Genomic DNA, 21,311 nt, shown 5'->3' with positions numbered 1-21,311 from the left:
ATTGACGGATCGGTCGAAGCCGACATTCGACCCGTCTCTCTCACCGTGCGTCAAGATCCTCCGGCGGGACGAGCTGGGAGATGGCCCAGGCGGCGTTGACCAGGCCGATGTGGCTGAACGCCTGGGGGAAGTTGCCCAGGTGCTCGCCGGTCGTGGAGTCGATCTCCTCGGAGAAGAGGCCGAGGTCGTTGCCGTAGGCGAGGGTGCGTTCGAAGACTTCGACCGCCTCGTCCTTCCGGCCCGCCAAGGCGAGGGCGTGGGCGAGCCAGAAGGTACAGAGCAGGAAGGTGCCTTCGTCGCCTTCCAGGCCGTCGGGGGCGCGGTAGCGGTGGACGAGGCCGCGCTTGTCGGTGAGTCCGGCGGCTATCGCGTCGATCGTGGCGACGACGCGCGGGTCGTCGCCGGGCAGGAAGCCCGTCATCGACAGGGTGAGGGCGGAGGCGTCCAGGTCGGTGGAATCGAAGTCGCGGGTGAACGCGCCCACCTCGGGGTGCCAGCCGCGGCGTAGTACCTCGGCGTGTATCTCGTCGCGCACACGCGTCCATTCAGGGACCCTGTCGTGCGCGCGCAGCAGGTCGGCCAGGGCGACCGCGTGGTCGAGCGCCGCCCAGCACATCACCTTGGAGTGCAGGTAGTGGCGGGGCTCTCCGCGCACCTCCCAGATGCCCTGGTCGGGGTCGCGCCAGTGGTGCGCGGCGGCGTCCGCGCAGGCGACGAGGAAGGCGCGGGTCGCGTCGTCCATGTCGGTCAGGTAGTCGGCCAGCCTGCGGGCGGCCGCCAGCAGCTCCCCGTAGACGTCGTGCTGACGCTGGTCCCAGGCGCCGTTCCCCACCCGGACGGGACGGCTTGAGCGCCATCCGTCGAGGTGCTTCAACGATCGTTCGGTGAGGTCGTGCCTTCCGTCCACGCCGAACATGATCTGGAGGGACAGCTCCTCGTCCACGGCCCCCGCCGCCGTCGTGGTGAGGAAGGAGAAGAACCTCGTGGCTTCGTCGGGGCAGGCGGCGACCCACAGGGCGCCCATGGTGAGGCTGGCGTCGCGGACCCAGGTGAACCGGTAGTCCCAGTTGCGCTCGCCGCCGACCGCCTCGGGCAGCGACGTGGTGGGCGCGGCGACGATCGCGCCGGTCGGCTGGCAGGTGAGCGCCTGCAGGACGCGGCCGCTCAGCCGGACCTCCTCGCGCCAGGGGCCCTCGTACGCCTGGTGGGCGTCCGACCAGGTGCGCCAGGCGTGCTCCGTCCGCGCCAGCCGCCGCAGCAGCTCCTGCTGCGACCAGACGCGCGCGGGAGGGCCGTCCAGGTAGGCGTGGTGCAGCGCGAAGGCGAGCGGGCCGCCCTCGGCGACCCGTGCCCTGCCCCGCGCCGCGCCCTCGGCGATCGCCAACGGGACGGGCGTCGTCAGGATCAGCCTGTCCGCGCCGCCGTAAGCGCTGATCCCGCCTTCGATCTCGGTAAGCAGCGGGTGGATGAGGCCGTACTCGGGCCTCGGTTCGAACTCGACGTCCACCTCGGCGTCCCCGCCCCTGCACTCGACGACGCGCACGAGTAGGTGGGGCGCGTGAGCACCTATCCCGTGGGCGTGGTCATTCAGGCCCAGCGCAAGCGCGTCCGTCACGACGACCTCGGTATCGCCCGCCTCGAAGACCGTCTCCAACACGAGGGTGTCCTCGACGTACCTGCGTGACTTGAAGGCACCGTCCGAAGGACGGATCGACCAGTGGCCCGCCGCGTCGTCGAGGATCCCGGCGAACTGCGACGGCGCGTCGAACCTGGGCAGGCACAGCCAGTCGACCGACCCGTCGCGGGTCGTCAGCGCCGCCGTCCGGCAGTCCGACAGCAGCGCATGATCAGCGATCGGCTTCCGACTCATCCGTTTCTCCCCCAAAAGTGGAGATACCCCCACCCCCCAGGATCAGTCGCCCACCTCCTCAATGAGATCAGGTGCTCGCCTCTTCGGCGGTGGCGGCCTGGACGCGGGCTTCGATGCTGACCGCAATCCGTCCGAGCCGCGATCGAGCGTGACATGGACGCTGGCGGCATCCGCGACGATCTTCTTGCGCTGGTCGATATCTCGGCGGAGCGCCTCGTCGCCAGCGCGCTCATCCCCGACCATCCGGCCGTCCTGGAAGGGAATCGGATCTTGAGATCCGACCTGCAGGTGCGCACCCACTACATAGCGCTCGGCCCGATCGCGACGACACCGCCCCAGGCATGGAAGCGGAAGGTCACTCACGTCATCGGCATCCTGAGTTCCCGATCCTCGGGATCGGCGTGGGGTGCGGCACCGGCTGGTGTCGTTCGCGGTCACGGTCGCGTCCATGCTGGCCGGGGCTTGGTCGTTCACTGCGGTCGCCGGGTGGGCAGCGGACGCGTCCCCGCAAGTTGTGGCCCTGGGGGGCAAATCGACCACGCCGAACGACCATCATCCACCCGTCCCAGCGGGCGTCCAGGCCACCGCTCTCCCAGCACCGCCCCCCACGGCCGTCACCGAAGACGCCACGCCGGGAAGGCCGTCACCGAAGACGCCACGCCGGGAAGAAGGACATCGGGTCCGGGTGGAGAGCGCAGGCGGCGGGGAATCCCGCGACCGTGGAGTATCCGGGCGGCGTTCCCTCAGGAAAGGGCGCGGCCAACGCCTGAACGTGCAAGTGGCGTGACCAGCCGCCGTTCTCCCCCGACGCGCGATCGCCGATCCTGGCGATCCGCTCGCCGCCCCGAACCCAGCCGATCGTTGGTGGTTCGGCCGACAGGTGCCCAAGAAAGAAGCCCGGCAGCGAAGGAGAATCGGGCTGGAAGACCAGATAGTAGCCGTATCCGCGATGCTGCTCCTCGAATCCCGCGCGCAGAACGGTGCCGTCGCAGGGTGCGTGTACCGGCTCAAGTTCGGTGCAGAACACGTCGACGCCCAGGTGCACGACACGCCCCTCCTCCGCCATCGGCGAACCGGACAGCAGCGCCGAACGGTCCTCGCCGTGCCGACCGACCAGATACCGGAAACCGGACGCGGCTATCAGCCGATCGTTGAACCGCTGACGCTGGTGCGGGAGGGCCGCGTCCTCGTGGTCGGCGAAGAACCGGGAGATGTCCTCGTGTGGCTCGGCCGCGGCCGGGATCCGGGCGAAGTCCAGGATCAGGAGCCGCGACCGCTCGAAGAGGCCAGGGAGGAAGGCCATCAGCTGTGGACGGCGAGGACCCGGCGGCAGTCGCCGGGACGGGCGTGCCGGGAGCGGGTAAGGTCGCGGACGGCGAAACTCCTGATCACGAACCGGTCGGTTCCGTCGAAGCGGGCGAGGAACTCCGACCGGCCGTGCGCCGCGCGCAGGTTGTCGATGAACACCAGATCACCTGCAGCGAGGGTCAGAGCGGTGCGTTCGGCCCTGTAGAACGCGCCTATCCGTTTCAGGAGCTCCCGCGCCTCGGCGGTGACGCCGCGCATGAGGTCCAGGTCGAGCAGGAGGAAGGGGTCGTCGGGGGCACCTCGGAGGATCGGCATTGGGCCGCGCACCTCGTCGGAGGCGTAGACGTCGCTCTTGGCGAGGAACGACAGGTCGATCGTGGTCGTCCAGAGGGGCTCGCGCAGGGTGTCGACCTCCTCCCGGGTGAAGTAGGCCACCAGCTGCCGCGCGGTGATCGCGTAGGTCGTCGCGGCGGGGTCCCCTCGCAGACACGCGAGGCTGAGGTAGTCGGGACGCAGGTCGCTGAACGCCTGCTCAGTGTGGACCTCCAGTTCCACCGCGGAGCTCATGCTGGTCTGGACGCGCGCCGCGGAGCGCGCCGGGACCATGTCCTGAAACAGCAGACCGGTGCCCTCACCCTGGTAGGCAACCATGGAACCGAGGAACTCGTTGAAGATCGCCTGCACCCGGGCGAGGAGCGTGCGCATGCCCAGGTTCCTCGTGTTGTCCTCCGGCGTGGGCGGGAGGTCGCCGACGGGCAGTCCCGAGAACGTGAGGACTCCGGTGGCCGAGCCCGAGCGGCGGAAGCCCCGCAGGGCCTCGGCGACCCGGTTCGGGAGATGGACTGCGGCCCTGGCGGCCTCGTGGCAGAACTCCTCGGGGTCGAGCTCCGGATCCGCCGAGACGTACTTCGCGAGGTCGGTGATCTTTGCGACCTCATTCGAGGTGAGAGGGAGATCGGCCGAGCCGACGAGAACCGATGTCATGATCTTCGCTCCATGGTGCCGGGAATGATTTAGTTCACACCCTTGTCGCCTGATTGAAGCGGTGGAACTGTTGCCCGTTGCGTATCCCATGAAACGGTCAGACGCCCGCGATGAGATCGGCGACGGCTGAGCGTTCCGGCGCTCCCAGGTCAGTCAGGAGGTCCAGCGCGAGCCGCCAGTGCTCGCGCGCCTCCGCGGAACGTCCGCCGAGCGACGCCGCCTCCCCGAGCCCTCTCAGAGCGCGCGCCCGCTCGTACGGGCTCCCACGCTCACGGGACGCTTCGATCGCCTTGACTGCCTTGTTCAGCCAGACCTCGGCCTCGGCGGGATCTCCGGAGCGCAAGCAGATCTCGCCGAGGCAGTTCAGGGCCATCACGGCGTCCAGCGACAGGGGATCGAAGATCTCCAGCGCCTCGGTCAGATGGCGTATCGCCTGCTCGGGCAGACCCAGTTCGAGTTCGACGAGCGCGATGCTCCTGAGGGTGATCCCGACGTTCCTGTCGATGCCCTCGGCACGATAGAAGGCGAGCGCCTCGTGGTTGTCCCTCAGGGACTCCTCGTACCTGCCCCGGTAGTAAAGGATCGACGCGTGGTTGGCCAGCGCGTTCATCCGCGCGTTGCGCTGCGGAAGGCCGCGGACCACGCGGAAGTGCTCGTCGGCCTCGTCCAGGCGGCCCAGCTCCATGAGGGCGAGGCCTAGGTTGTTGCGCGTCATCGCCTCGCCGTCGCGGTCGCCGTCACGCAGCGCCGAGGCCAGCGCCCATTCATGGGTCCTGATCCAGTCGTCCCACTGCTTGGTCTGAAAGAAGTGCCCGCGCAGGAGCGCCGCCAGCTTCCAGCAGGACGCGTCCTCGTTCTCGGCGTGGGCGAGGCCGCACAGGGCGACGAGATCGGCCTGTTCGGTCGCCAGCCACTCGGCCGCGTCGGTGAACGGGGCCAAGGCCGCCGTCCGCAGCACCGGAGGCCGGTAACGATCGGGAACGATCTGGGAGTCGGCCCTGTCGACCAGATCGAGCGTCCTGGCGAGCAGCCGTCGGATCGCGGCCGCGCGGGTCTCGGCCGACACCTCCGAACGGGCCTTGCGCCGGGCGAACTCGCCGACCAGGTCGTGGAACTGGAACCTGCGGCCGGGACGCGCTTCGATCAGGCGGGCCCGGGCCAGGCGCTCCAGGCTCCGGGCGGCGGTGCTCACGTCGACGCCGACCAGGGCTGCCGCCCGATCCGCGTTCCAGAGGACAGCCCCGTGAACGCCGAGCAGGGCGAAGAAGCGCCGCTCCTCATCGGGCAGCGCCCGGAAGGAGGTCTCGAACGTCGACACGAGACTGCGCTCTCCGTCGCTGATCTCCCCGATCCGGTCCTCGGAACCTCTGATCGAGGTCGCGAGATCGGGAAGCGACTGGTCGCCGACGCGAGCGGCGAGGATAGTGAGCGCGAGCGGTAGTCCTCCTCCGAGTTCGAGGATCAGCCTCACCAGCGACTCCTCGTGCGCCCCGGGCACCGCCGCCCCGAGCAGCTCGGCCCCGTCCTCCTCCGACAGCGGTCCCAGCCTGAGGTGGGACGCCTCGTCGAGCGACGACAGCCGGGCGCGGCTCGTCACCAGCAGCCGCGCCGCGGACGTCCGCGGAATGAACGGCCTGACCTGCTCCGCAGAGACGGCGTTGTCCAGGACCAGCAGGACCTGGCGCAGACCAAGGTGGTGTCCGAACAGGACGGCCCGCTCGTCGGCGTCGGCCGGCGCCTGGAGGCCCAGCCTGCCGAGCAGGATCGCTAGGGCGTCGGCAGAGGTCATCGGCGACCGGTCCGCGGTGTGACCGTGGAGGTCGAGGAAAAGGATCCCCTGGGAGAAGCGTCGGGAGAGCGCCCGCGCCACCTTGATGGCCAGGGCGGTCTTCCCGACGCCCGCGATGCCGTTGATCGCGCAGACCCCCGCGTGTCCGGGGTCGTTGCGCACCGCGGACAGCTCAGCGACCAGCCTGGTGAGCTCTGCGCCTCGGCCGACGAAGTGCGGAGGGTCGTGGGGCAGCCCCGACGGGGGAAGGACTTCCGTGGACCTTCTGGGCAGGTCCGGAAGGACGCCCGCCAGTTCTCCGCCGGCCCTCAGCGCTCCGTCGATCGCCCACGCGCAGTCGGGCTGCGGCGTGCTCCTGCCGTTCTCGATCCTGCTCAGATGACCCTTGCTGTAATAGGCGAGGTCAGCGAGGCCCTGGAGCGAGAGCCCGAGCGCCCTCCGGCGGCGGCGCATCTCTTCACCGAAGACCATCGCCCGTCCCTTTCGGATCGTGCCTCGGTCCAGTATGCGGCCATGCTCGGCCACGGCCCCGCGAGTTGCCCGGATTGGTCCTAGCATCGGCCCAATGGCGCAGGATGCGGATCCAGAGATCTTCCTTTCTCTCGGCGGCTGCGACCGCGAACTGGTCAGACGTCTCGTTCGCGAGCTCCGAAGGCTGGGCCTACGCGTCTTCCTAGACGAGGACGGCATCGAGCACTTCGCGGGCATCACGGCCACGATCGAGGCAGGCCTGCGCGACTGCAAGGTTCTCGTGGCCTACTACTCGGTCGGCTACCCCGAGCGCTACGCCTGCCAGTACGAACTGACCGCCTTCTTCCTCGCCGGTCAGCGCGAGGGCGACCCGAGCCGCCGGATCATCGTGATCAATCCGGAGGAGGAGACCGCTCACATCGTGCCGGTCGAGCTGGCCGACGCGCGCTTCGCCGTCGCCCCGCCCGGAAAAGCGGCGATGTCCGAGCTCGCCCAGCTGATCCAGGACCGGGTCCGCCGGGTCGCGGGGCCCATGGGCGGCGTCGACTTCACCAAGCGCCCTCTCTGGTTCCCGGGGCGGGTGCTCGGAGCCCCGGGCTTCGTCGGACGCTTCCGCGAGCAGTGGGCACTGCACGACGCGCTGCACCGCCCGGACCAGCCCCTGACCCAGGAGGCCAGATCGGGGCCGATCGCAGTCGTGTCAGGGCTGCCCGATTCGGGGAGAACGGCGATGGTCTCGGAGTATGCCTGGCAGTACGGCGCCGCGTTCCTCGGCGGAGTCCACTGGATGAGCCTCGCGGGTGCGGGCGGCGACATCCTGCCCCACTACACGACGCAGTTGCGCGAGGTGGCCGAGACGATGGGACTGGCCCCGGAGGACGACGCCACCAGGGAACGCCTCTGTGGTCTGCTCGCGGACTGTCTCGCCGCGAAGGACGAGCCCAGCCTCTGGATCATCGACGACGTTCCCCACGATCTGCCCCGCGAGACCGTGGAGCGGCTCCTCCTGCCTGCAGGCACCAGAGTGCGCACGGTCCTCATCACCGATCGGCGGGCCTACACAGACCTCGGCGAGGCAGTCTCCGTGGGCCCGCTCGCCACCGCCGACGCGAGGGACCTGCTGTCGCGGTACCGGCCGACGGACGATCACCGCGCCATGGACCGTGTCATCGAGCACTGCGACGGGAGTCCCCGCAGGCTGCACGAGGTCGGACGGGAACTGCGGGCGCTCGCCGACCTGGAGGACTACGGCTCCTACGCCGCGCGCCTGGAGAACGGCTCGCCTCCGAGGTCCGCGCCGCTCGACGGGCTGAGCCCTCTGCAACTCCGGGTGCTCGGCGTCGCGGCTGTCTGCGCGCCCGCCGTCCTCCCCGCCAGGACGATCGCCGCCGTCCTCACCGACACGGATCCCCTCGACCTCGCCGAGGCTCTGACCGGGCTGCGGGAACGCCTCCTGGCGGCGCAGATCGGCTCATCATGGGAGTTCCGGAGAGTGGCCGTCGAGACCGCGGACCCTGCCGCCGTCGCACGAGTGATCGCCGACGATCCCGATCTGTCCGGGCTCGTGCCGCATGCGGCCGCGTTCGCCGTCAGGAACGGCCTTCCTGAGGACCTGCGGGAACCGCTGCTGGCGCGGCTCGCCTCCCACCACCTGGCCCGGGGCGAGGCGGCGCCTGCCGCCCGCTACCACGCGCTCCTGCTCCAGCGTCGGCCTGACGACCCGGACGTCAGGCTCGCGGCCGCGGAGGCCTTTCTCGCCTCCGGAGATCACGAGCGGGCGCTGTCGCTCGCGGCGCCGCACCCCGCCGGGGCGCTGATCGCCGCGGAGGCGCTCGACGGGCTCGGCAGGTACGAGGAGGCTGATGTTCGCTGGCGGAGTCTGGACCCCGACGAGCACCTTCTGCCCAAGGCGCGTCGGCTCCGCCGCCGCGGGCGCTTGGCCGAGGCCCGCGGTCAGGTCGAGCGCGTGCTCGTGCATGAGGACGACCCGGAGATGAGCGGCACCGTCCAGGAGGCGCGACTCGAACTCGCGCGCATCCAGCTCGCCACCACGGAGCAGCGCGAGGCCAGGGGCACGGCGCGGCTCGTCATCGAGCACTACCGGCGGCGCGGGCTGCCAAGGCATCGCCTGATCGCGGAGGCGCAGGAGGTGCTGGCTCAGGCGTTGTTGAGCGTCGCCTTCACGGAGCTGAAACCGGACCACGACGGCTGGGAGGATGCGGAGCTGATCTACCGGGACCTGTTGGAGGAGCACCGGCGAGCCTTCGGCGGCGACAGCGTGTTCTCGCTCTCCGCCTCGGTCGGCCGCAGCTACGCCCTGGTCTCCCGGGGGCGCCCGGCGGAGGCCCTGCACGAACTGGAGAAGACCCTGCCCAGCCTGCGGGCGCGGCTCGGCTCCGACCATCCGATCTTCTTGCGGACCCTCTACCTGCTGGGACTCGCCCACGCCCAGCGCAACGATATCCGCCGAGCGGAGGCGCTGCTCCGCGCCGCCGTCGAAGGGCAGCTCAGGGTCCTCGGCCCGACCCATCCCGAGACCCTCGAATCCCGGAGGGAACTGGGCGTCATGCTGCGGATCTCCGGTGACCTGCGAGGTGCCTGGACGCAGTTCAGCGAGACCAGGAGGGCCGCCGCGGAAACCGTCGGCATCGGCACCGACCTGCACATGCAGGCGTTTGTCTCGATGATCCTCACTCCGCTGCCCGCGACGATCTGGCGTTCGGTCTGGCGGCGCCAGGGCCACCCGCCGGACGCCTGATCGTCAGTCCTCGTCCAGCCGGAGCAGGTCCTCGAAGGTCTCCCGGCGGACCAGGAGCCGTGCGGCTCCGTCCCTCACCGCGATGACCGGCGGCCGCGGCTGGTGGTTGTAGTTGCTGGCCATGCTCCGGCAGTACGCTCCTGTCGCCGGAACCGCGAGGAGATCGCCGATCGCGGTGTCTGAGGGGAGTTCGATGTCGCGGACGACGATGTCGCCCGACTCGCAGTGCCTGCCGACGACCCTGGTTGGCGCGCCGGGCGCCGTCGACGTCCGACCCGCCAGAACGGCGGTGTAGGCCGCGCCGTAGAGGGCGGGCCGGATGTTGTCGCTCATCCCGCCGTCGACGCTCACGTACGTGCGGATTCCGACGTCCTTGACGGTGCCGACCTCGTAGAGGGTGAACATCGCCGGTCCGACGATCGCCCGCCCCGGCTCCACAGCGATGCGCGGCAGGGGAAGCCCGGCCAACTCGCATTCCTGCTCCACGATCTTGCGCATGCCGCACGCGAGCTGGTCCGTCGGCGCCGGATCGTCGGACGCGACGTAAGCGATGCCGAAGCCGCCTCCCAGGTTCAGCTCGGACAGGACCGTCCCCTGCTCCGAACGGACCCGCGCGCACATCGACACGAGGCGCTTGGCCGCCACCTCGAATCCTCCCGGCTCGAAGATCTGGCTGCCGATGTGGGAGTGGAGTCCCACGAGGTCGAGGGCGCCGTCGCTCAGGATCCCCGCGATGGCCCGCATGGCGTCGCCGCCCGCGAGGGAGAACCCGAACTTCTGGTCCTCGTGGGCCGTGGCGATGTACTCGTGGGTGTGCGCCTCGATCCCGACAGTGACCCGTACCAGAACCTTCGGGCGCAGCCCTGCGGCGGAGGCTAGCCGCGTGAGCCGGGCGATCTCGTCGTGGGAGTCGACGATGATCCTGCCGACGCCGGCGTCGAGCGCCGCCTGGAGTTCGGCGACGGACTTGTTGTTGCCGTGGAACCCGATGTCCTCGGCGGGCATCCCCGCCAACAGAGCCGTCGCGAGCTCGCCTCCGGTGCAGACGTCGAGGCGCAGCCCCTCCTCGACGATCATCCGGACGATCGCCATGCTGAGGAACGCCTTGCCGGCGTAGTAGACGTCCATACCGTCGAACGCGGCGCGGAACTCGCGGCAGCGGGCGCGGAAGTCGTCCTCGTCCAGGACGAACACCGGCGTCCCGAACTCGGCGGCGAGCGCTCCCACGGCGACACCGTTCACGCGCAGCGCTCCGTCGGCCTCCCTCGTCACGTTGCGGGGCCAGATCAGCGGCTCCAGCGAGTCGCTCATGTCGTTTCCTCTCCACGGTCACACGGGTCAGGGGCCATTCGGGTCAGGCCGCGCACGTGCAGCTCCGTCGCGTCGGCCGACAGTTCGGCGGTGAGCGCCGCACGACCGCACGCGGTCAGCGTGCGCGGATGAGTACCTCCGCACAGGACCTCGGCCTCCCCCTCGGGGAGGCCGCAAACCCAGCTGCGGGAGGCGGTCAGGCCGGGGCCTGCGGTCTTGATCCGTACCGGTGCGCCCGTGTCGATCCAGGCGTTGACCTGCGCGGTCAGCCGTCCACCGAGATCAGGAACGGTCTCTGGAAGGAGTCCGGTCCTGAATCCGGCGCGGCGCAGGGAGCGGCCCAGCCGATAGGTGTCGTGGAAGCCGTTGACGGAGATCTCGGAGCGGGTCAGCGCGGAGCCGTCGAAATCGGCGGAGCCCAGGGTGTCACGTGTGTGCTCCTTCGACCAGAGATCGGCCAGCAGGCGGTTGAGGGCCAGCCCCGACAGATGGCAGAGACTGTGCGCGGACGACAGGGCCTCACGGCGCGGCACGTCGACCTCCAGAAGCACCCTGCGCCCCAGGAGGTCGGACGGCGAGCGCACCACGTGGAGCACCAGCCAGCGCCAGCCCGGATCGTCCCTCCTCGCCGTGATCTCTCCGCCCGTGAGGATGTCGCCGCCATCGACGGGCGCCGCTCCCGTCACGCAGTCGACCACGCTGACTGGCGGGCCGTCCGCCCAGATCGTCCCGTGGTCGCCGGGCTGGTCGGGCCAGCGGTGGTCCACCGGATGGAACGGCGTGGAGTCGGTGATCACGGCCCAGTCCGCTCCGTAGGGGATCACCCGCCGGACCGTGGACTCGCCCGTGACCGCTCCGTGGGGGAATGTCACCTCCGTCATCGCCGCTCCCGCCGGACCAGCGGGAACAGGACGGTCTCCCGGATCCCCAGACCCGTGATCGCCATGAGCAGGCGGTCGAAGCCCATCCCCATGCCGCCGGTGGGCGGCATCCCGTGTTCCAGGGCCGTCAGGAACTCCTCGTCCAGGCGCATCGCCTCGTCGTCGCCGCGTCCTCCGGCCGCCGCCTGCGCCATGAGGCGTTCCCGCTGGATCACCGGGTCGACGAGCTCGGAATAGGCCGTGGCGAGTTCGAAGCCCAGCACGTACAGGTCCCACTTCTCGGCCAGGCCGGGCACTGACCGGTGCTGCCGGGCGAGCGGACTGGTCTCCTCGGGGAAGTCGAACACGAAGGTCGGCGCGGTCAGTCCCGGCACGACCACGGCCTCGAACAGATCCTCCACGAGGCGACCGGACGTCGCTTCCGCAGGCGGGGCGACGCCGAGACGCTCGGCGTGCTTGAGAAGCCGCTCGACGGAGGTCTCCGGAGTGATCTCCTCCCCCAGTGCCTCGGACAGCGAGCCGTGCAGGCTGATCTCGGTCCACGCGCCGCCGAACTCGACCTCGGTGCCGTCGGGATGCCTGACGACCTCGCCCCCGGTCACGGCACGTACGGTTTCCTGGACGAGTTCGCGGGTGAGCCGTGCCATGTCGCGGTAGTCAGCAAACGCCTGATACGACTCAAGGGCACAGAACTCTGGCGAATGACTGGAATCAGAACCTTCGTTGCGGAAGTTGCGATTGATCTCAAAGACCCGTTCGAGTCCGCCGACGACGCACCGCTTCAGGAACAGCTCCGGCGCGATCCGGAGATAGAGGTCGCAGTCGAAGGCGTTGCTGTGCGTCTGGAACGGGCGGGCGCTGGCGCCGCCCGGAACCGTCTGTAGCATCGGGGTCTCCACCTCAAGGAAGTCCCGCCGGTGGAACGACTCCCGGAGCGTGCGCAGCGCCTCCGACCTGATCCTGACGACCTCCCCCGCCTCGGGCCGCATGATCAGGTCGAGATAACGCCGCCGGACGCGCGACTCCTCGGACATCGGCCGGTGCGCGACGGGCAGGGGACGGAGTGCCTTCGCGGCCATCCGCCAGTCCTCGACCGCGACCGTGAGCTCCCCGCGCGCCGTCGTGATCACCTCACCCGTGGCCCCGATGAGATCCCCGAGATCAACGAGCCGCTTCCAGTCGCTCCTCAGTTCCTCACCGAGGCGGTCGGCCGCGAGCATGATCTGAAGTTCCGCTCCTGAGCCCTCGCGCAGGGTCGCGAACATCACCCGGCCGCCATCCCGCAGGGCAACGATCCTGCCCGCGATCGCGACCACCCGCCCCGTTCCCGCCCCCGCGACCCCTCCCTCGAACGCCGCTCGCACCTCTCCGAGAGTGTGACTGCGCTCCAGCCGGACGGGATACGCCTCCGTGCCGCTATCTAGCAGGCGGTCGCGCTTGGCCCTGCGCACCCGGAGCTGTTCCGGCAGCCCAGTCTCGTCCTCTTCCAGCGGCGCTCTCACGACCGCCTCCTCTCCTGGCTTCTCTCGAGACCATGTCCGATCTACGGATGCCGGATAAGGGGTTTCCTCCCATGTGAGACAGGCAACCCCCGTATGCGCGACGAGGTCAGGGGCGGGGCGGGGGCGAACATGATGACGAGGACACCGGTGAGGCAGATGAGGGCCCGGCCACCAGGAGCGCAGGAACAGAGCTGCTGATGCGGTGACCATGGCGCGGCTCGGGTGCATCCGACACGACACCGCCGCCAACGATCTCTGTCAGTTTTAGATAGCCGAACGCCCCGACCGTAAAGCCGCTCGGCACCGCGTTCTTCCTCGCCGGTTTTCGACTCGTCCCACAGATGACCATTTTCAGATCTTCCGCCTCTAACGTCGTACGGGATGGAGGTGGCGTGCCACGCACGAGGGACTGAGGGATGACGATCCGCTGGCGATCCGCAAGTATGCACTGCCAAACCGGCTTGGCAAGAGCGGTGAGGGGACCGTTTACCTCGGCGAGAAGAACGGTGGTCGGCTTGCCATAGCTGGGCCGTGGTCGCGGCCAGTTGGAGAGTAAGCTCCAGAGAATTACACGTCTCTCCTTGACGAGTATTTACTGATCCGCTCCTGGAGCGGATGATGTGTTCGCCCTTGAAGATCAAGGAGGAGCGCATGGCGCACAACGACTCGTGTGGTCGTGCTCGACAACCTGGGTGCAAGTGCGCATGTGGTGGCGCGAAGCATGGGTGTCAAGGGGGCTTTGAGGCCGCCGAGGGATCCAGAGAAACGGTCCTGATCTACGTTGCTGAGCGAGATCGGGACTGGGTTCGCCCTCCGGCAGGGACGAGTGCGGCGCAGGCCGCGATCGGCTGCGTGCTGGCGGATGTCGTCCATTGGCTACATCGCGATCGGGTGCTGCTTGACCACACCCGAGGGGCCCAGCAGCGCGCGTTCGGCGGTGTTGCTGATCTGCCGGATTTCGGTCTTGTCCTGCGCGTGCTCGAAGTGCATCTCGAAGACGGGATGAAAGACTTCCAGAAATGGGCCCTGGAAACGCACTTCTGGTGCGAGTTGCTGGCCCAGCTCGCCCTAACATTGACCCACTACTCGAAGTTCAAGAACACCATTGCGGTTACCATCACGAAGGCACTCCTCCTGCGAGATTCCGCCCCCATGCCGGATAGCCTGAACCAGAGCGAAATTACCGAGATGGCCACTCACGCCACCTGGCGGTACCTGCTCGAGGGCCTCATAATTGCTGCGGGCGCCTACGACCCCGAATCCCTCATCTGGCCGGTTCGCGTGATCGCGGTCTTCATGTGCCCGGACATCTCACGCCACCCAGCGGTCCGGGAACATTGCGTGACCCCAATCGTCGAAGAAGGCCGCGCCAAGATCCGAGACGAGGTCCGCGATCGTCTGGTCAATGCCTTCCCTGCAGGCAGCTGGCCCTCCTGGCCCTGACCCAATGCCCGTAACTTAAGGAATCCCTGCCGGTACTGAAATGGTTCCCCGACGGAACCTACCTGTCCTATATAGCGGCCTCTGGAGCCAAGGAGAAAGCACGGCGGCAGCTGAGGTCCGGAGAGGTCTCCATTACCGACCTGGAAGGCATGTATGTGCGTGCCGTCGACTACATACAACGAACGTTGGGAAGCGGAACTCACCTTCGACGAGATAGAAACCCATCAAAGAAGCGGCGCGGTCGTTCTCCGTTCAAAACTCCCCGACCTCGTCGTCCAGGAAGAACTTAGGTCACGGGCGTTGGGCCTTCACCCCGGACCAGGCTTCAGCGTTCTCCATTCGTCAGCATAAGGCGATACAACGCAACCGCTGCTTCGTGTTTCTAGCGGATGATCTATCACGGCTAGGAAAACGAAGCAGTTTGATCGTAAAATCAGGTGCTGGCGTCTTCGGCGGTGGCGGCTTGGACGCGGGCTTCGATGCTGACTTGTTCGGCGCTCACGTTGCCTTCCACGACGAGGCGGACGGCTTCCTCCGGGTCGTCCGTTAGGTGGAGGAGGGCGGGGTCGTCGGCGGAGATCAGGCCCTCGGACTGCAGGGTTCCCTGGATCCAGTCGAGGAGGGGTCGCCAGAACTCCGTGCCCATGAGGACGATCGGGAATCGGGTGATCTTTCTTGTCTGGACCAGGGTGATGGCTTCAAAAAGCTCGTCCAGGGTGCCGAAACCGCCGGGAAGAACGACGAAGGCCTGCGAGTACTTGACGAACATCGTCTTACGGACGAAGAAATAGCGGAACACCATTCCCATGTCGACGTGGGCGTTCATGCCCTGTTCAAAGGGGAGTTCGATGCCCAGGCCGATGGACAGGCCGTGCGGGCTCGCGCCCTTGTTGGCGGCCTCCATGATGCCGGGGCCGCCGCCGGTGATCACGGCGTAGCCCGCGGAGGCGAGGCGCGCGCCTACGTCGCAGGCGAGGTCGTAGTAAGGGCTGCCGGGTCTGATGCGGGCGGAACCGAACACACTGACGGCCCGGCCCACCTCGGCGAGCATGCCGAACCCCTCGACGAACTCCGCCTGGATCCGCAGCACCCGCCAGGAGTCCTTGTGCAGCCACTCCGCGGTGCCCCGCTCGTCGAGCAGGCGCTCGTCATGGGTGGTCGAGGGCCGGGCGCGGCCCCGCAGCGTCGCAGGGCCCTGACGGTAAGCGGTGTCATCCATGCGGCTCAACCTAGCCGGGACCGGTCCACGATCACGGTGACCGGGCCGTGTTGGATGGGCCCGAGTGGGCCCAGGCCATGGCCGCTCGGGCGGCTTGGCAGCGCGAGGAGAGTGGCGGGCGAAGTAAGCTCAATGGACATGGATCTCTCGCAGGACGTGACCTCGCTGGTTCGTGAGCTCGTCGACACCCCGTCGGTGAGCGGGGCCGAGCGGGCGCTCGCCGACGCCGTCGAAGCGGGCCTGCGCGCCCAGCCGCACCTGGAGGTCGTCCGCGACGGCGACACCCTCGTGGCCCGCACCCACCTGGGCAGGGGCGAGCGAGTGGTTCTGGCCGGGCACCTGGACACCGTCCCGGAGAACGGGAACCTGCCGTCGCGGCTCGACGGCGACCTGCTGTGGGGGCTCGGCTCCTGCGACATGAAAGGCGGCCTCGCCGTCCTGCTGCACCTGGCGGCGACGGTCCCGCTGCCCACCCGCGACGTGACGTTCCTGGCGTACGAGTGCGAAGAGGTCAGTGCCGACCGCAACGGCCTGAAGCGCCTCGCCCAGACCCGTCCGGACCTGCTCGAAGCCGACTTCGCGGTGCTCATGGAACCCACGGACGGCGAGGTGGAGGGCGGCTGCCAAGGCACCCTCACCGTCGAGGTGACGGCGAGGGGCGCCCGCGCGCACACGGCACGGTCCTGGATGGGCGAGAACGCCATCCACGCGATGAAGCCGCTGCTGGATCTGTTGACGTCCTACGAGCCGCGCAGGCCCGTCGTGGACGGCATCACCTACCGGGAGGGGCTGAACGCCGTCTTCACGCGCGGCGGCATCGCCAGGAACGTGGTGCCCGACGAGTGCGTGATCTCGGTGAACCACCGGTTCGCCCCCGACCGCGACCTTGCCTCCGCCGAAGCGCACCTGCGTGAGCTGTTCGCCGGATACGAGGTGGCCGTCGTGGACGCCAGCGAGGCGGCGCGGCCCGGACTCGGCCATCCCGCCGCGCGGTCGTTCGTCCGTTCCGTCACCGATGTCGAGCTGGACCGGGCGGTCGAACTCGGCAGGGTCAGGGCGAAGCTGGGCTGGACCGACGTGTCGCTCTTCTCCGGACTCGGGGTGCCCGCCGTCAACTTCGGCCCGGGTGACCCCACCCTCGCCCACCACAAGGACGAGCACGTCTCTCTGACGTCGGTGGCGGCATGCGAGAAGCGCCTCCGCTCATGGCTCACCGGAGACTAGGGTGCGGCTGAGCATGCGCGTCCTCGCGGGCGCGGTCGTCGTGGCCCTCCTCGCCGCGATCTGCTACTTCGGTTACCAGCTGTTCAGCAAGGCCCGCACCGTCTTCCTGGGCCAGGGCTGCGCGGTGACGGCGAAGGGCGACGACGTCCAGCTGAGCCTCAGCCAGGGCGCCAACGCCGCGACGATCGCGGGGGTGGCGCACCGCAAGCGGCTGCCCGAGCGGGCCGTGGTGATCGCGTACGCGACAGCCGAGCAGGAGTCCCACATCGAGAACCTCGACTACGGCGACCGGGACTCCCTCGGCATCTTCCAGCAGCGGCCGTCGCAGGGCTGGGGCAGCCCCGACCAGCTCCAGGACCCGGTGTACGCGTCGACGAAGTTCTTCGACGCGCTGGAGAAGGTGGACGGGTACACCGACCGGGAGCTGCACGTGGCGGCGCAGGAGGTGCAGCGCAGCTTCGACGGCACCCTGTACGCCCAGCACGAGCCGATGGCCGCGATCCTCGCGCAGGGGTACACCGGCGCGGAGCCCGCCGCCGTCACCTGCTGGTACCGCGTGGAGAAGGACCGCCCGTCCGACACGAAGGCGGCGTTCTCCGAGCTGCGCCGTACGTTCGGCAAGAGCATCAGGACGCAGGACGGCGCCATCCGGGTGCCCGCCGAGGGCCGGACGGGCTGGACGGTGGCTTCCTGGGCCGTCTCCCACGCGTCCGTCTACGGCATCACCGAGGTGCGTTACGCGGGCCGTGTCTGGACGGCGAAGACAGGCCACGACGGCTGGTCGAAGGACACCGAGGCGCCTACCGACCGGATCCTTCTGCGCTGACGGACGCCGCCTCGCCTACCGGAAGCGCCGTCCCCTGGGCAGTGCCGCGAGGACGAGGAGCACGGCCGCGACAGCGCCTGCCGCGCCCCACAGGAAGTAGGCGGTCCGCCAGGGTTCGGGGTCAGGGCCATAGGGGTAGAGCGGGACGAACCGCTCCAACGGGTTACGCAGAGCGAGCGAGCTGAGCACCAGCAGCAGCCCGGCGGCCACGGCGGAACCGGGACGCGCCCGGCCGCGCCGGCGCAGCCAGGTGGTCCAGGCGGCGGCGCAGAGCACCGTCACGACGCCCTGGAGGCGCACGAACGCGGGACGGCCCGCGCCGTCGAGATCCACGAGGGAGGCCGCGGCGAGCCATCCCGCGACCAGGAGGCAGGCCGGGCCGAGCCGAGCCGTCGTGCGCCACCACAGCGCCCGCGGCAGCGTGTCCACGATCGCGGCGGCGGGCTCGTCGAACAGCCGCGCCGCCGCCGCGCCGACCAGCGCCGCGGCGATCCCCGCCGCCGGCCAGGCCATCCAGGGCCACCGGTCGAGCATCCAGAGCAGGAGCGCGACGACCGGGGCCGCCGCGCCCAGCACCGGGACGGGCAGGGCGCGGGCGGCGTGCCGGAGCATCAGCCGACCTGGGCGGGGTGCAGGGTCGGAGGCGAGAGCCGCGTCTCCTGCGGCCCCGTCACCATCGCTAGGGTCGTCGCGGTCAGGGCGGCGACGGCGAGCAGCGCCGCGCAGAGGACGAGCCCTCGGGTGCGCGCGGCCTTGTCGTGGAAGAGGGCGAGCAGGACGCCGAGGCCGCACAGGCAGAGGGTGTAGACGGCCCACCAGAGGGGGTTGCCCTGGTAGTGGTAGTCGGCTCCCGCGCCGTTGTCGCCGCCATACCAGTGCGTCCAGGGCAGCACCGTCCGGACGGTGCGCAGGGGTTCGATGATGCCCTGGCCCGCGATCGTCACCGCGACGAGCCCGACGGCGGCCACGATCGGGGCGCCCGCCCATCTGACCCAGCGCGCTATCACCACGCCCAGGATGGGCCCGCCATAGGACGCGATGGCCGCAGCGCCCAGGTAGTAGCCGACGACGTGGGCGGTAGGCAGGGTGTCGTACCACCAGGCGTCCGGGACGGGCCGGTTGAAGGCGTGGAAGACGAGCGTGTAGGCCGTCCAGGCGAGGCCCACCGCCGCCGGGACGAGGCAGGCCAGCGCGAGCGCCGCGGTGCGGGTGGACTCCGGGACGGGCGATCCGCCGAGCGTCTCCAGGGAGTCGTCCACGGACCTCGTGAGCCGGGCGGCCACCACGAGCCCGAAGACACCGAGCGTCATCGCGGGCACCAGCGGATAGGACAGGAGGTCCACAGGGACGGGGTCCTCCAGGGAGGACACGACGGTCGCCAGGAGGAGGAGCGCCAGCCCTACGAGGAACAAGGGGTGCCGGGCGTAGCGGGCCGCCTCCAGACGGGCGAGGGTCCGCGATGCGGAGCGGGTCGTCGTGGTCATCACGTCGCCTTTCGGGGGGTCGCGAGCATGAGCAGGTAGGCGTCTTCGAGGGTGGGTTCGGCGGGGTCGCCCTCGGGTGGCGGCGATCCGCCTATCCGGCGGTGCCTTCCCGCGCCCGTACGCCAGGACGCCACCGCGCCGGGGTGGTCGCCCTCGCACAGCCAGACCCTTCCGTCGGCCGTGGCGGTGAGGTCGCGGACGCCGCCGTCGAACCGCACGCCGCCCCCGGCGAGGACGACGACCCGGTCGCACAGCGCGGCGACGTCCTCGGTCTGGTGGGTGGCCAGGAGCACGGTGGCCCGCGCGGCGATCCCGGACAGCACCGACCGGAACGCGACGTGCTGCTCGGGGTCCAGGCCCGTCGTGGGCTCGTCGAGGATCAGCAGCCCCGGATCGCCCAGCAGCGCCTGCGCGAGGGCCGCACGGCGGCGCTGGCCGCCGGACAGGGCGCGGATCCGGCGGGTGGCGAGGTCGCCGAGCCCGACGACGTCGAGCACCCTGCGGATCTCGGCGTGCCGCGCCCGCGTGTCCGTCCACTCCTTGAGCACGGCGATGTAGTCGACGAACCCGAACACCGTCATGCCGGGCGGGAAGGCGACCTCCTGTGGCAGGTAGCCGAGCCCGCGCCGGACCGCCGTCCGCTCCGCGTGGGTGCCGTGCGCGTCGCGGCCGAACACCGTCACGGTGCCCGAGGAGGGTTCCAGGGCGGTGGAGACAAGGCGCAGGATCGTTGTCTTCCCAGCCCCGTTCGGGCCGAGTAGGCCGGTGACACCCCTGCCGAACTCCAGGTCCACGTCGGCTAGCGCGACGACGCCCTTGTAGCGCTTGCCTACGGACTTCAGGACGACGGTCATCACAGGTCTCCCTTCGCGCGGCCCAGGCGGACGGCGAGGACGAGCGCCGCGAGGACCGCGAGCGCGAGGTACAGGGGCTGGACGCCGAGCCCGACCAGGACGAGTACGCCTTCGGCGCGTCCGGCGGCGCCGCCCACCGCGCACGCCCAGGCGGTGCAGACGGCGGCGCCCGCGAGGCGCGGATCGACCCAGGTGGAAGCGGCGAGCACGGCCACGACGAACGCGAGGCCGGGCAGGAGCCATCCGACGGCCAGGAGCAGCGAGCCCGGCACCAGGAGCCCCACCACGACGGCGGGAGGCACGCTGGTCACAGCGACCCCGGCCGCCCGCAGCAGGACGAGCCGCGCGGCGGGGAAGGGCGCGGCACGGGTGATCTCGGTAAGCGGATCGGTCGTGGGGCCGAAGGCCATGGCCACCCCGACGACAGGGACCAGCGGCGCCACCACGAGGTACAGGGCACGTCCCTCGTCCGTGCCCGTCATCACCGCGAGAGCGGCGAAGGCGAGGACGACGGCGCTGGCGGCCGTCCAGGCGGTGCTCATCGAACGGGCCGCGCCGAGCACAACAGCGGACGCCTCACCCAGTCCCGCCCCGCGCAGGATCCGCACGGCCCATGGCGGCCGCGGCACCTCCACCCGCTCCCGCACGTCGTCCCATGTGGCCAGGACACGGGCCGCCACCTGCGGCGGCACCCGAGCGCCGACCCTGAGACGGCACTCCTCGCATCCTGTGACGTGGGCCTCCACCGACGCCGCGAGGCCCATCGTGACGGCGCCGCGTAGGTACCGGTCGACCAGTTCATCGTCCACGTGCCACGCGTTCATCGTGTGCTCCCCGGGTTCGCCAGCTCCCACCGCAGCCGCTCCTTGGCCTTGCGCATCCGGCTCTTGACGGTGCCGTGCGGCAGGCCGAGCAGGACCGCCGCCTCGCGGGTGCTCAGCCCGTCCAGGACGGTCGCCTGGACGACGGCGCGCAACTCCGGCGCCATCCGGGCCAGCGCGGCGCCGAGGTCCCCGTGCTCGACGCCGAGCAGCACCGTCTCCTCAGCCGACACCGAGCGCGCGACGGCCGGGTCGAGGCGGTCGTCGGGCACCGGGCTCGGCGCCCTGCCCCCGCGCAGGCGCGACACCAGCCTCCGTACCGCGATCCCCCAGATCCACGCGGCCGCCTCGCCGTCGCCGCGCCACCGCGCGGCACCGCGCCAGACGGCGACGAAGGTGTCCTGGAGGACGTCGGCCACCAGGTCCTCGTCGTTGCAGCGGCGCAGCAACCTGACGAACAGCCACGTCGCGTGCCGCTCGTACAGGAGCCGGAGCGCCGCCTCGTCGCCGCCCGCCACGGCGCGGAGAAGCGCCGCGTCCTCGGGGGGTTCGGCTTTCATGTCCTG

The 21,311-nt window shown here is 70.0% G+C and carries 18 protein-coding genes; 4 read left to right on the top strand and 14 right to left on the bottom strand.

What is annotated here, in order from left to right; all coding sequences use genetic code 11:
• Positions 1 to 40 precede the first annotated feature (40 nt).
• From LO762_RS02270 to LO762_RS02250, 5 genes are all read right to left on the bottom strand, one after another.
• Positions 41 to 1,870: a glycoside hydrolase family 15 protein gene (locus LO762_RS02270; protein ID WP_230611981.1), complete on the bottom strand. Its 1,830-nt coding sequence runs from the start codon at positions 1,868 to 1,870 to the stop codon at positions 41 to 43.
• Between the two features lie 42 nt (positions 1,871 to 1,912).
• Positions 1,913 to 2,170: a hypothetical protein gene (locus LO762_RS02265; protein WP_230611980.1), complete on the bottom strand. Its 258-nt coding sequence runs from the start codon at positions 2,168 to 2,170 to the stop codon at positions 1,913 to 1,915.
• 343 nt (positions 2,171 to 2,513) lie between these two features.
• Complete coding sequence (locus LO762_RS02260; protein ID WP_230611979.1) at positions 2,514 to 3,173, bottom strand: peptidoglycan DD-metalloendopeptidase family protein; 660 nt, start codon at positions 3,171 to 3,173, stop codon at positions 2,514 to 2,516.
• Positions 3,173 to 4,162: a TauD/TfdA family dioxygenase gene (locus LO762_RS02255; protein WP_230611978.1), complete on the bottom strand. Its 990-nt coding sequence runs from the start codon at positions 4,160 to 4,162 to the stop codon at positions 3,173 to 3,175. Before LO762_RS02255 ends, LO762_RS02260 begins: the two co-directional genes overlap by 1 nt.
• A gap of 97 nt (positions 4,163 to 4,259) precedes the next feature.
• Positions 4,260 to 6,422, bottom strand: a complete 2,163-nt coding sequence (locus LO762_RS02250) for a tetratricopeptide repeat protein (protein WP_230611977.1) — start codon at positions 6,420 to 6,422, stop codon at positions 4,260 to 4,262.
• 94 nt (positions 6,423 to 6,516) lie between these two features.
• On the opposite strand from LO762_RS02250, the gene LO762_RS02245 reads away from it, so the two are divergent.
• Positions 6,517 to 9,180: a tetratricopeptide repeat protein gene (locus LO762_RS02245; RefSeq protein ID WP_230611976.1), complete on the top strand. Its 2,664-nt coding sequence runs from the start codon at positions 6,517 to 6,519 to the stop codon at positions 9,178 to 9,180.
• Positions 9,181 to 9,183: 3 nt separating this feature from the next.
• Here LO762_RS02245 and lysA read toward each other — a convergent pair whose 3' ends face one another.
• From lysA to lysS, 3 genes are read right to left on the bottom strand one after another with little or no spacing between them, the layout of a single operon-like run.
• Complete coding sequence (gene lysA / locus LO762_RS02240; protein WP_374201521.1) at positions 9,184 to 10,491, bottom strand: diaminopimelate decarboxylase; 1,308 nt, start codon at positions 10,489 to 10,491, stop codon at positions 9,184 to 9,186.
• Complete coding sequence (locus LO762_RS02235; RefSeq protein WP_230611975.1) at positions 10,488 to 11,372, bottom strand: metal-dependent hydrolase; 885 nt, start codon at positions 11,370 to 11,372, stop codon at positions 10,488 to 10,490. Before LO762_RS02235 ends, lysA begins: the two co-directional genes overlap by 4 nt.
• Positions 11,369 to 12,874 carry a lysine--tRNA ligase gene (gene lysS, locus LO762_RS02230; RefSeq protein WP_230611974.1) on the bottom strand — a complete coding sequence of 502 codons (1,506 nt, stop codon included), beginning with the start codon at positions 12,872 to 12,874 and terminating at the stop codon, positions 11,369 to 11,371. The genes LO762_RS02235 and lysS overlap by 4 nt, the downstream gene beginning before the upstream one ends.
• A gap of 630 nt (positions 12,875 to 13,504) precedes the next feature.
• Here lysS and LO762_RS02225 point away from each other — a divergent pair.
• A complete protein-coding gene (locus LO762_RS02225; protein WP_230611973.1) occupies positions 13,505 to 14,317 on the top strand; it encodes a hypothetical protein in 813 nt (270 codons plus the stop codon).
• A 433-nt stretch (positions 14,318 to 14,750) separates the two neighbouring features.
• Here LO762_RS02225 and LO762_RS02220 read toward each other — a convergent pair whose 3' ends face one another.
• Positions 14,751 to 15,536 (bottom strand): TIGR00730 family Rossman fold protein, encoded by a 786-nt coding sequence (locus LO762_RS02220; protein WP_230611972.1) that lies wholly within the window; start codon positions 15,534 to 15,536, stop codon positions 14,751 to 14,753.
• Between the two features lie 132 nt (positions 15,537 to 15,668).
• Here LO762_RS02220 and dapE point away from each other — a divergent pair, with 132 nt between their 5' ends.
• A complete protein-coding gene (dapE, locus tag LO762_RS02215; protein ID WP_230611971.1) occupies positions 15,669 to 16,760 on the top strand; it encodes a succinyl-diaminopimelate desuccinylase in 1,092 nt (363 codons plus the stop codon).
• A 1-nt stretch (position 16,761) separates the two neighbouring features.
• Entirely contained in the window at positions 16,762 to 17,586 is an 825-nt protein-coding gene (locus LO762_RS02210; RefSeq protein WP_230611970.1) for a hypothetical protein, read from the top strand.
• Positions 17,587 to 17,601: 15 nt separating this feature from the next.
• Here LO762_RS02210 and LO762_RS02205 read toward each other — a convergent pair whose 3' ends face one another.
• From LO762_RS02205 to LO762_RS02185, 5 genes are read right to left on the bottom strand one after another with little or no spacing between them, the layout of a single operon-like run.
• Complete coding sequence (locus tag LO762_RS02205; RefSeq protein ID WP_230611969.1) at positions 17,602 to 18,198, bottom strand: hypothetical protein; 597 nt, start codon at positions 18,196 to 18,198, stop codon at positions 17,602 to 17,604.
• Complete coding sequence (locus tag LO762_RS02200; RefSeq protein WP_230611968.1) at positions 18,198 to 19,070, bottom strand: hypothetical protein; 873 nt, start codon at positions 19,068 to 19,070, stop codon at positions 18,198 to 18,200. The genes LO762_RS02205 and LO762_RS02200 overlap by 1 nt, the downstream gene beginning before the upstream one ends.
• A complete protein-coding gene (locus LO762_RS02195; RefSeq protein ID WP_230611967.1) occupies positions 19,070 to 19,924 on the bottom strand; it encodes an ATP-binding cassette domain-containing protein in 855 nt (284 codons plus the stop codon). Before LO762_RS02195 ends, LO762_RS02200 begins: the two co-directional genes overlap by 1 nt.
• Positions 19,924 to 20,748, bottom strand: a complete 825-nt coding sequence (locus tag LO762_RS02190) for a zf-HC2 domain-containing protein (protein ID WP_230611966.1) — start codon at positions 20,746 to 20,748, stop codon at positions 19,924 to 19,926. The genes LO762_RS02195 and LO762_RS02190 overlap by 1 nt, the downstream gene beginning before the upstream one ends.
• Positions 20,745 to 21,305 carry an RNA polymerase sigma factor gene (locus LO762_RS02185; RefSeq protein ID WP_230611965.1) on the bottom strand — a complete coding sequence of 187 codons (561 nt, stop codon included), beginning with the start codon at positions 21,303 to 21,305 and terminating at the stop codon, positions 20,745 to 20,747. The genes LO762_RS02190 and LO762_RS02185 overlap by 4 nt, the downstream gene beginning before the upstream one ends.
• Between the last annotated feature and the right edge of the window lie 6 nt (positions 21,306 to 21,311).

This window comes from Actinocorallia sp. API 0066, from assembly GCF_020991275.1.
Classification (GTDB): domain Bacteria; phylum Actinomycetota; class Actinomycetes; order Streptosporangiales; family Streptosporangiaceae; genus Actinocorallia.
The sequence above is the reverse complement of the archived record's forward strand: the minus strand, read 5'-3'. Positions and strand labels throughout refer to the sequence as shown.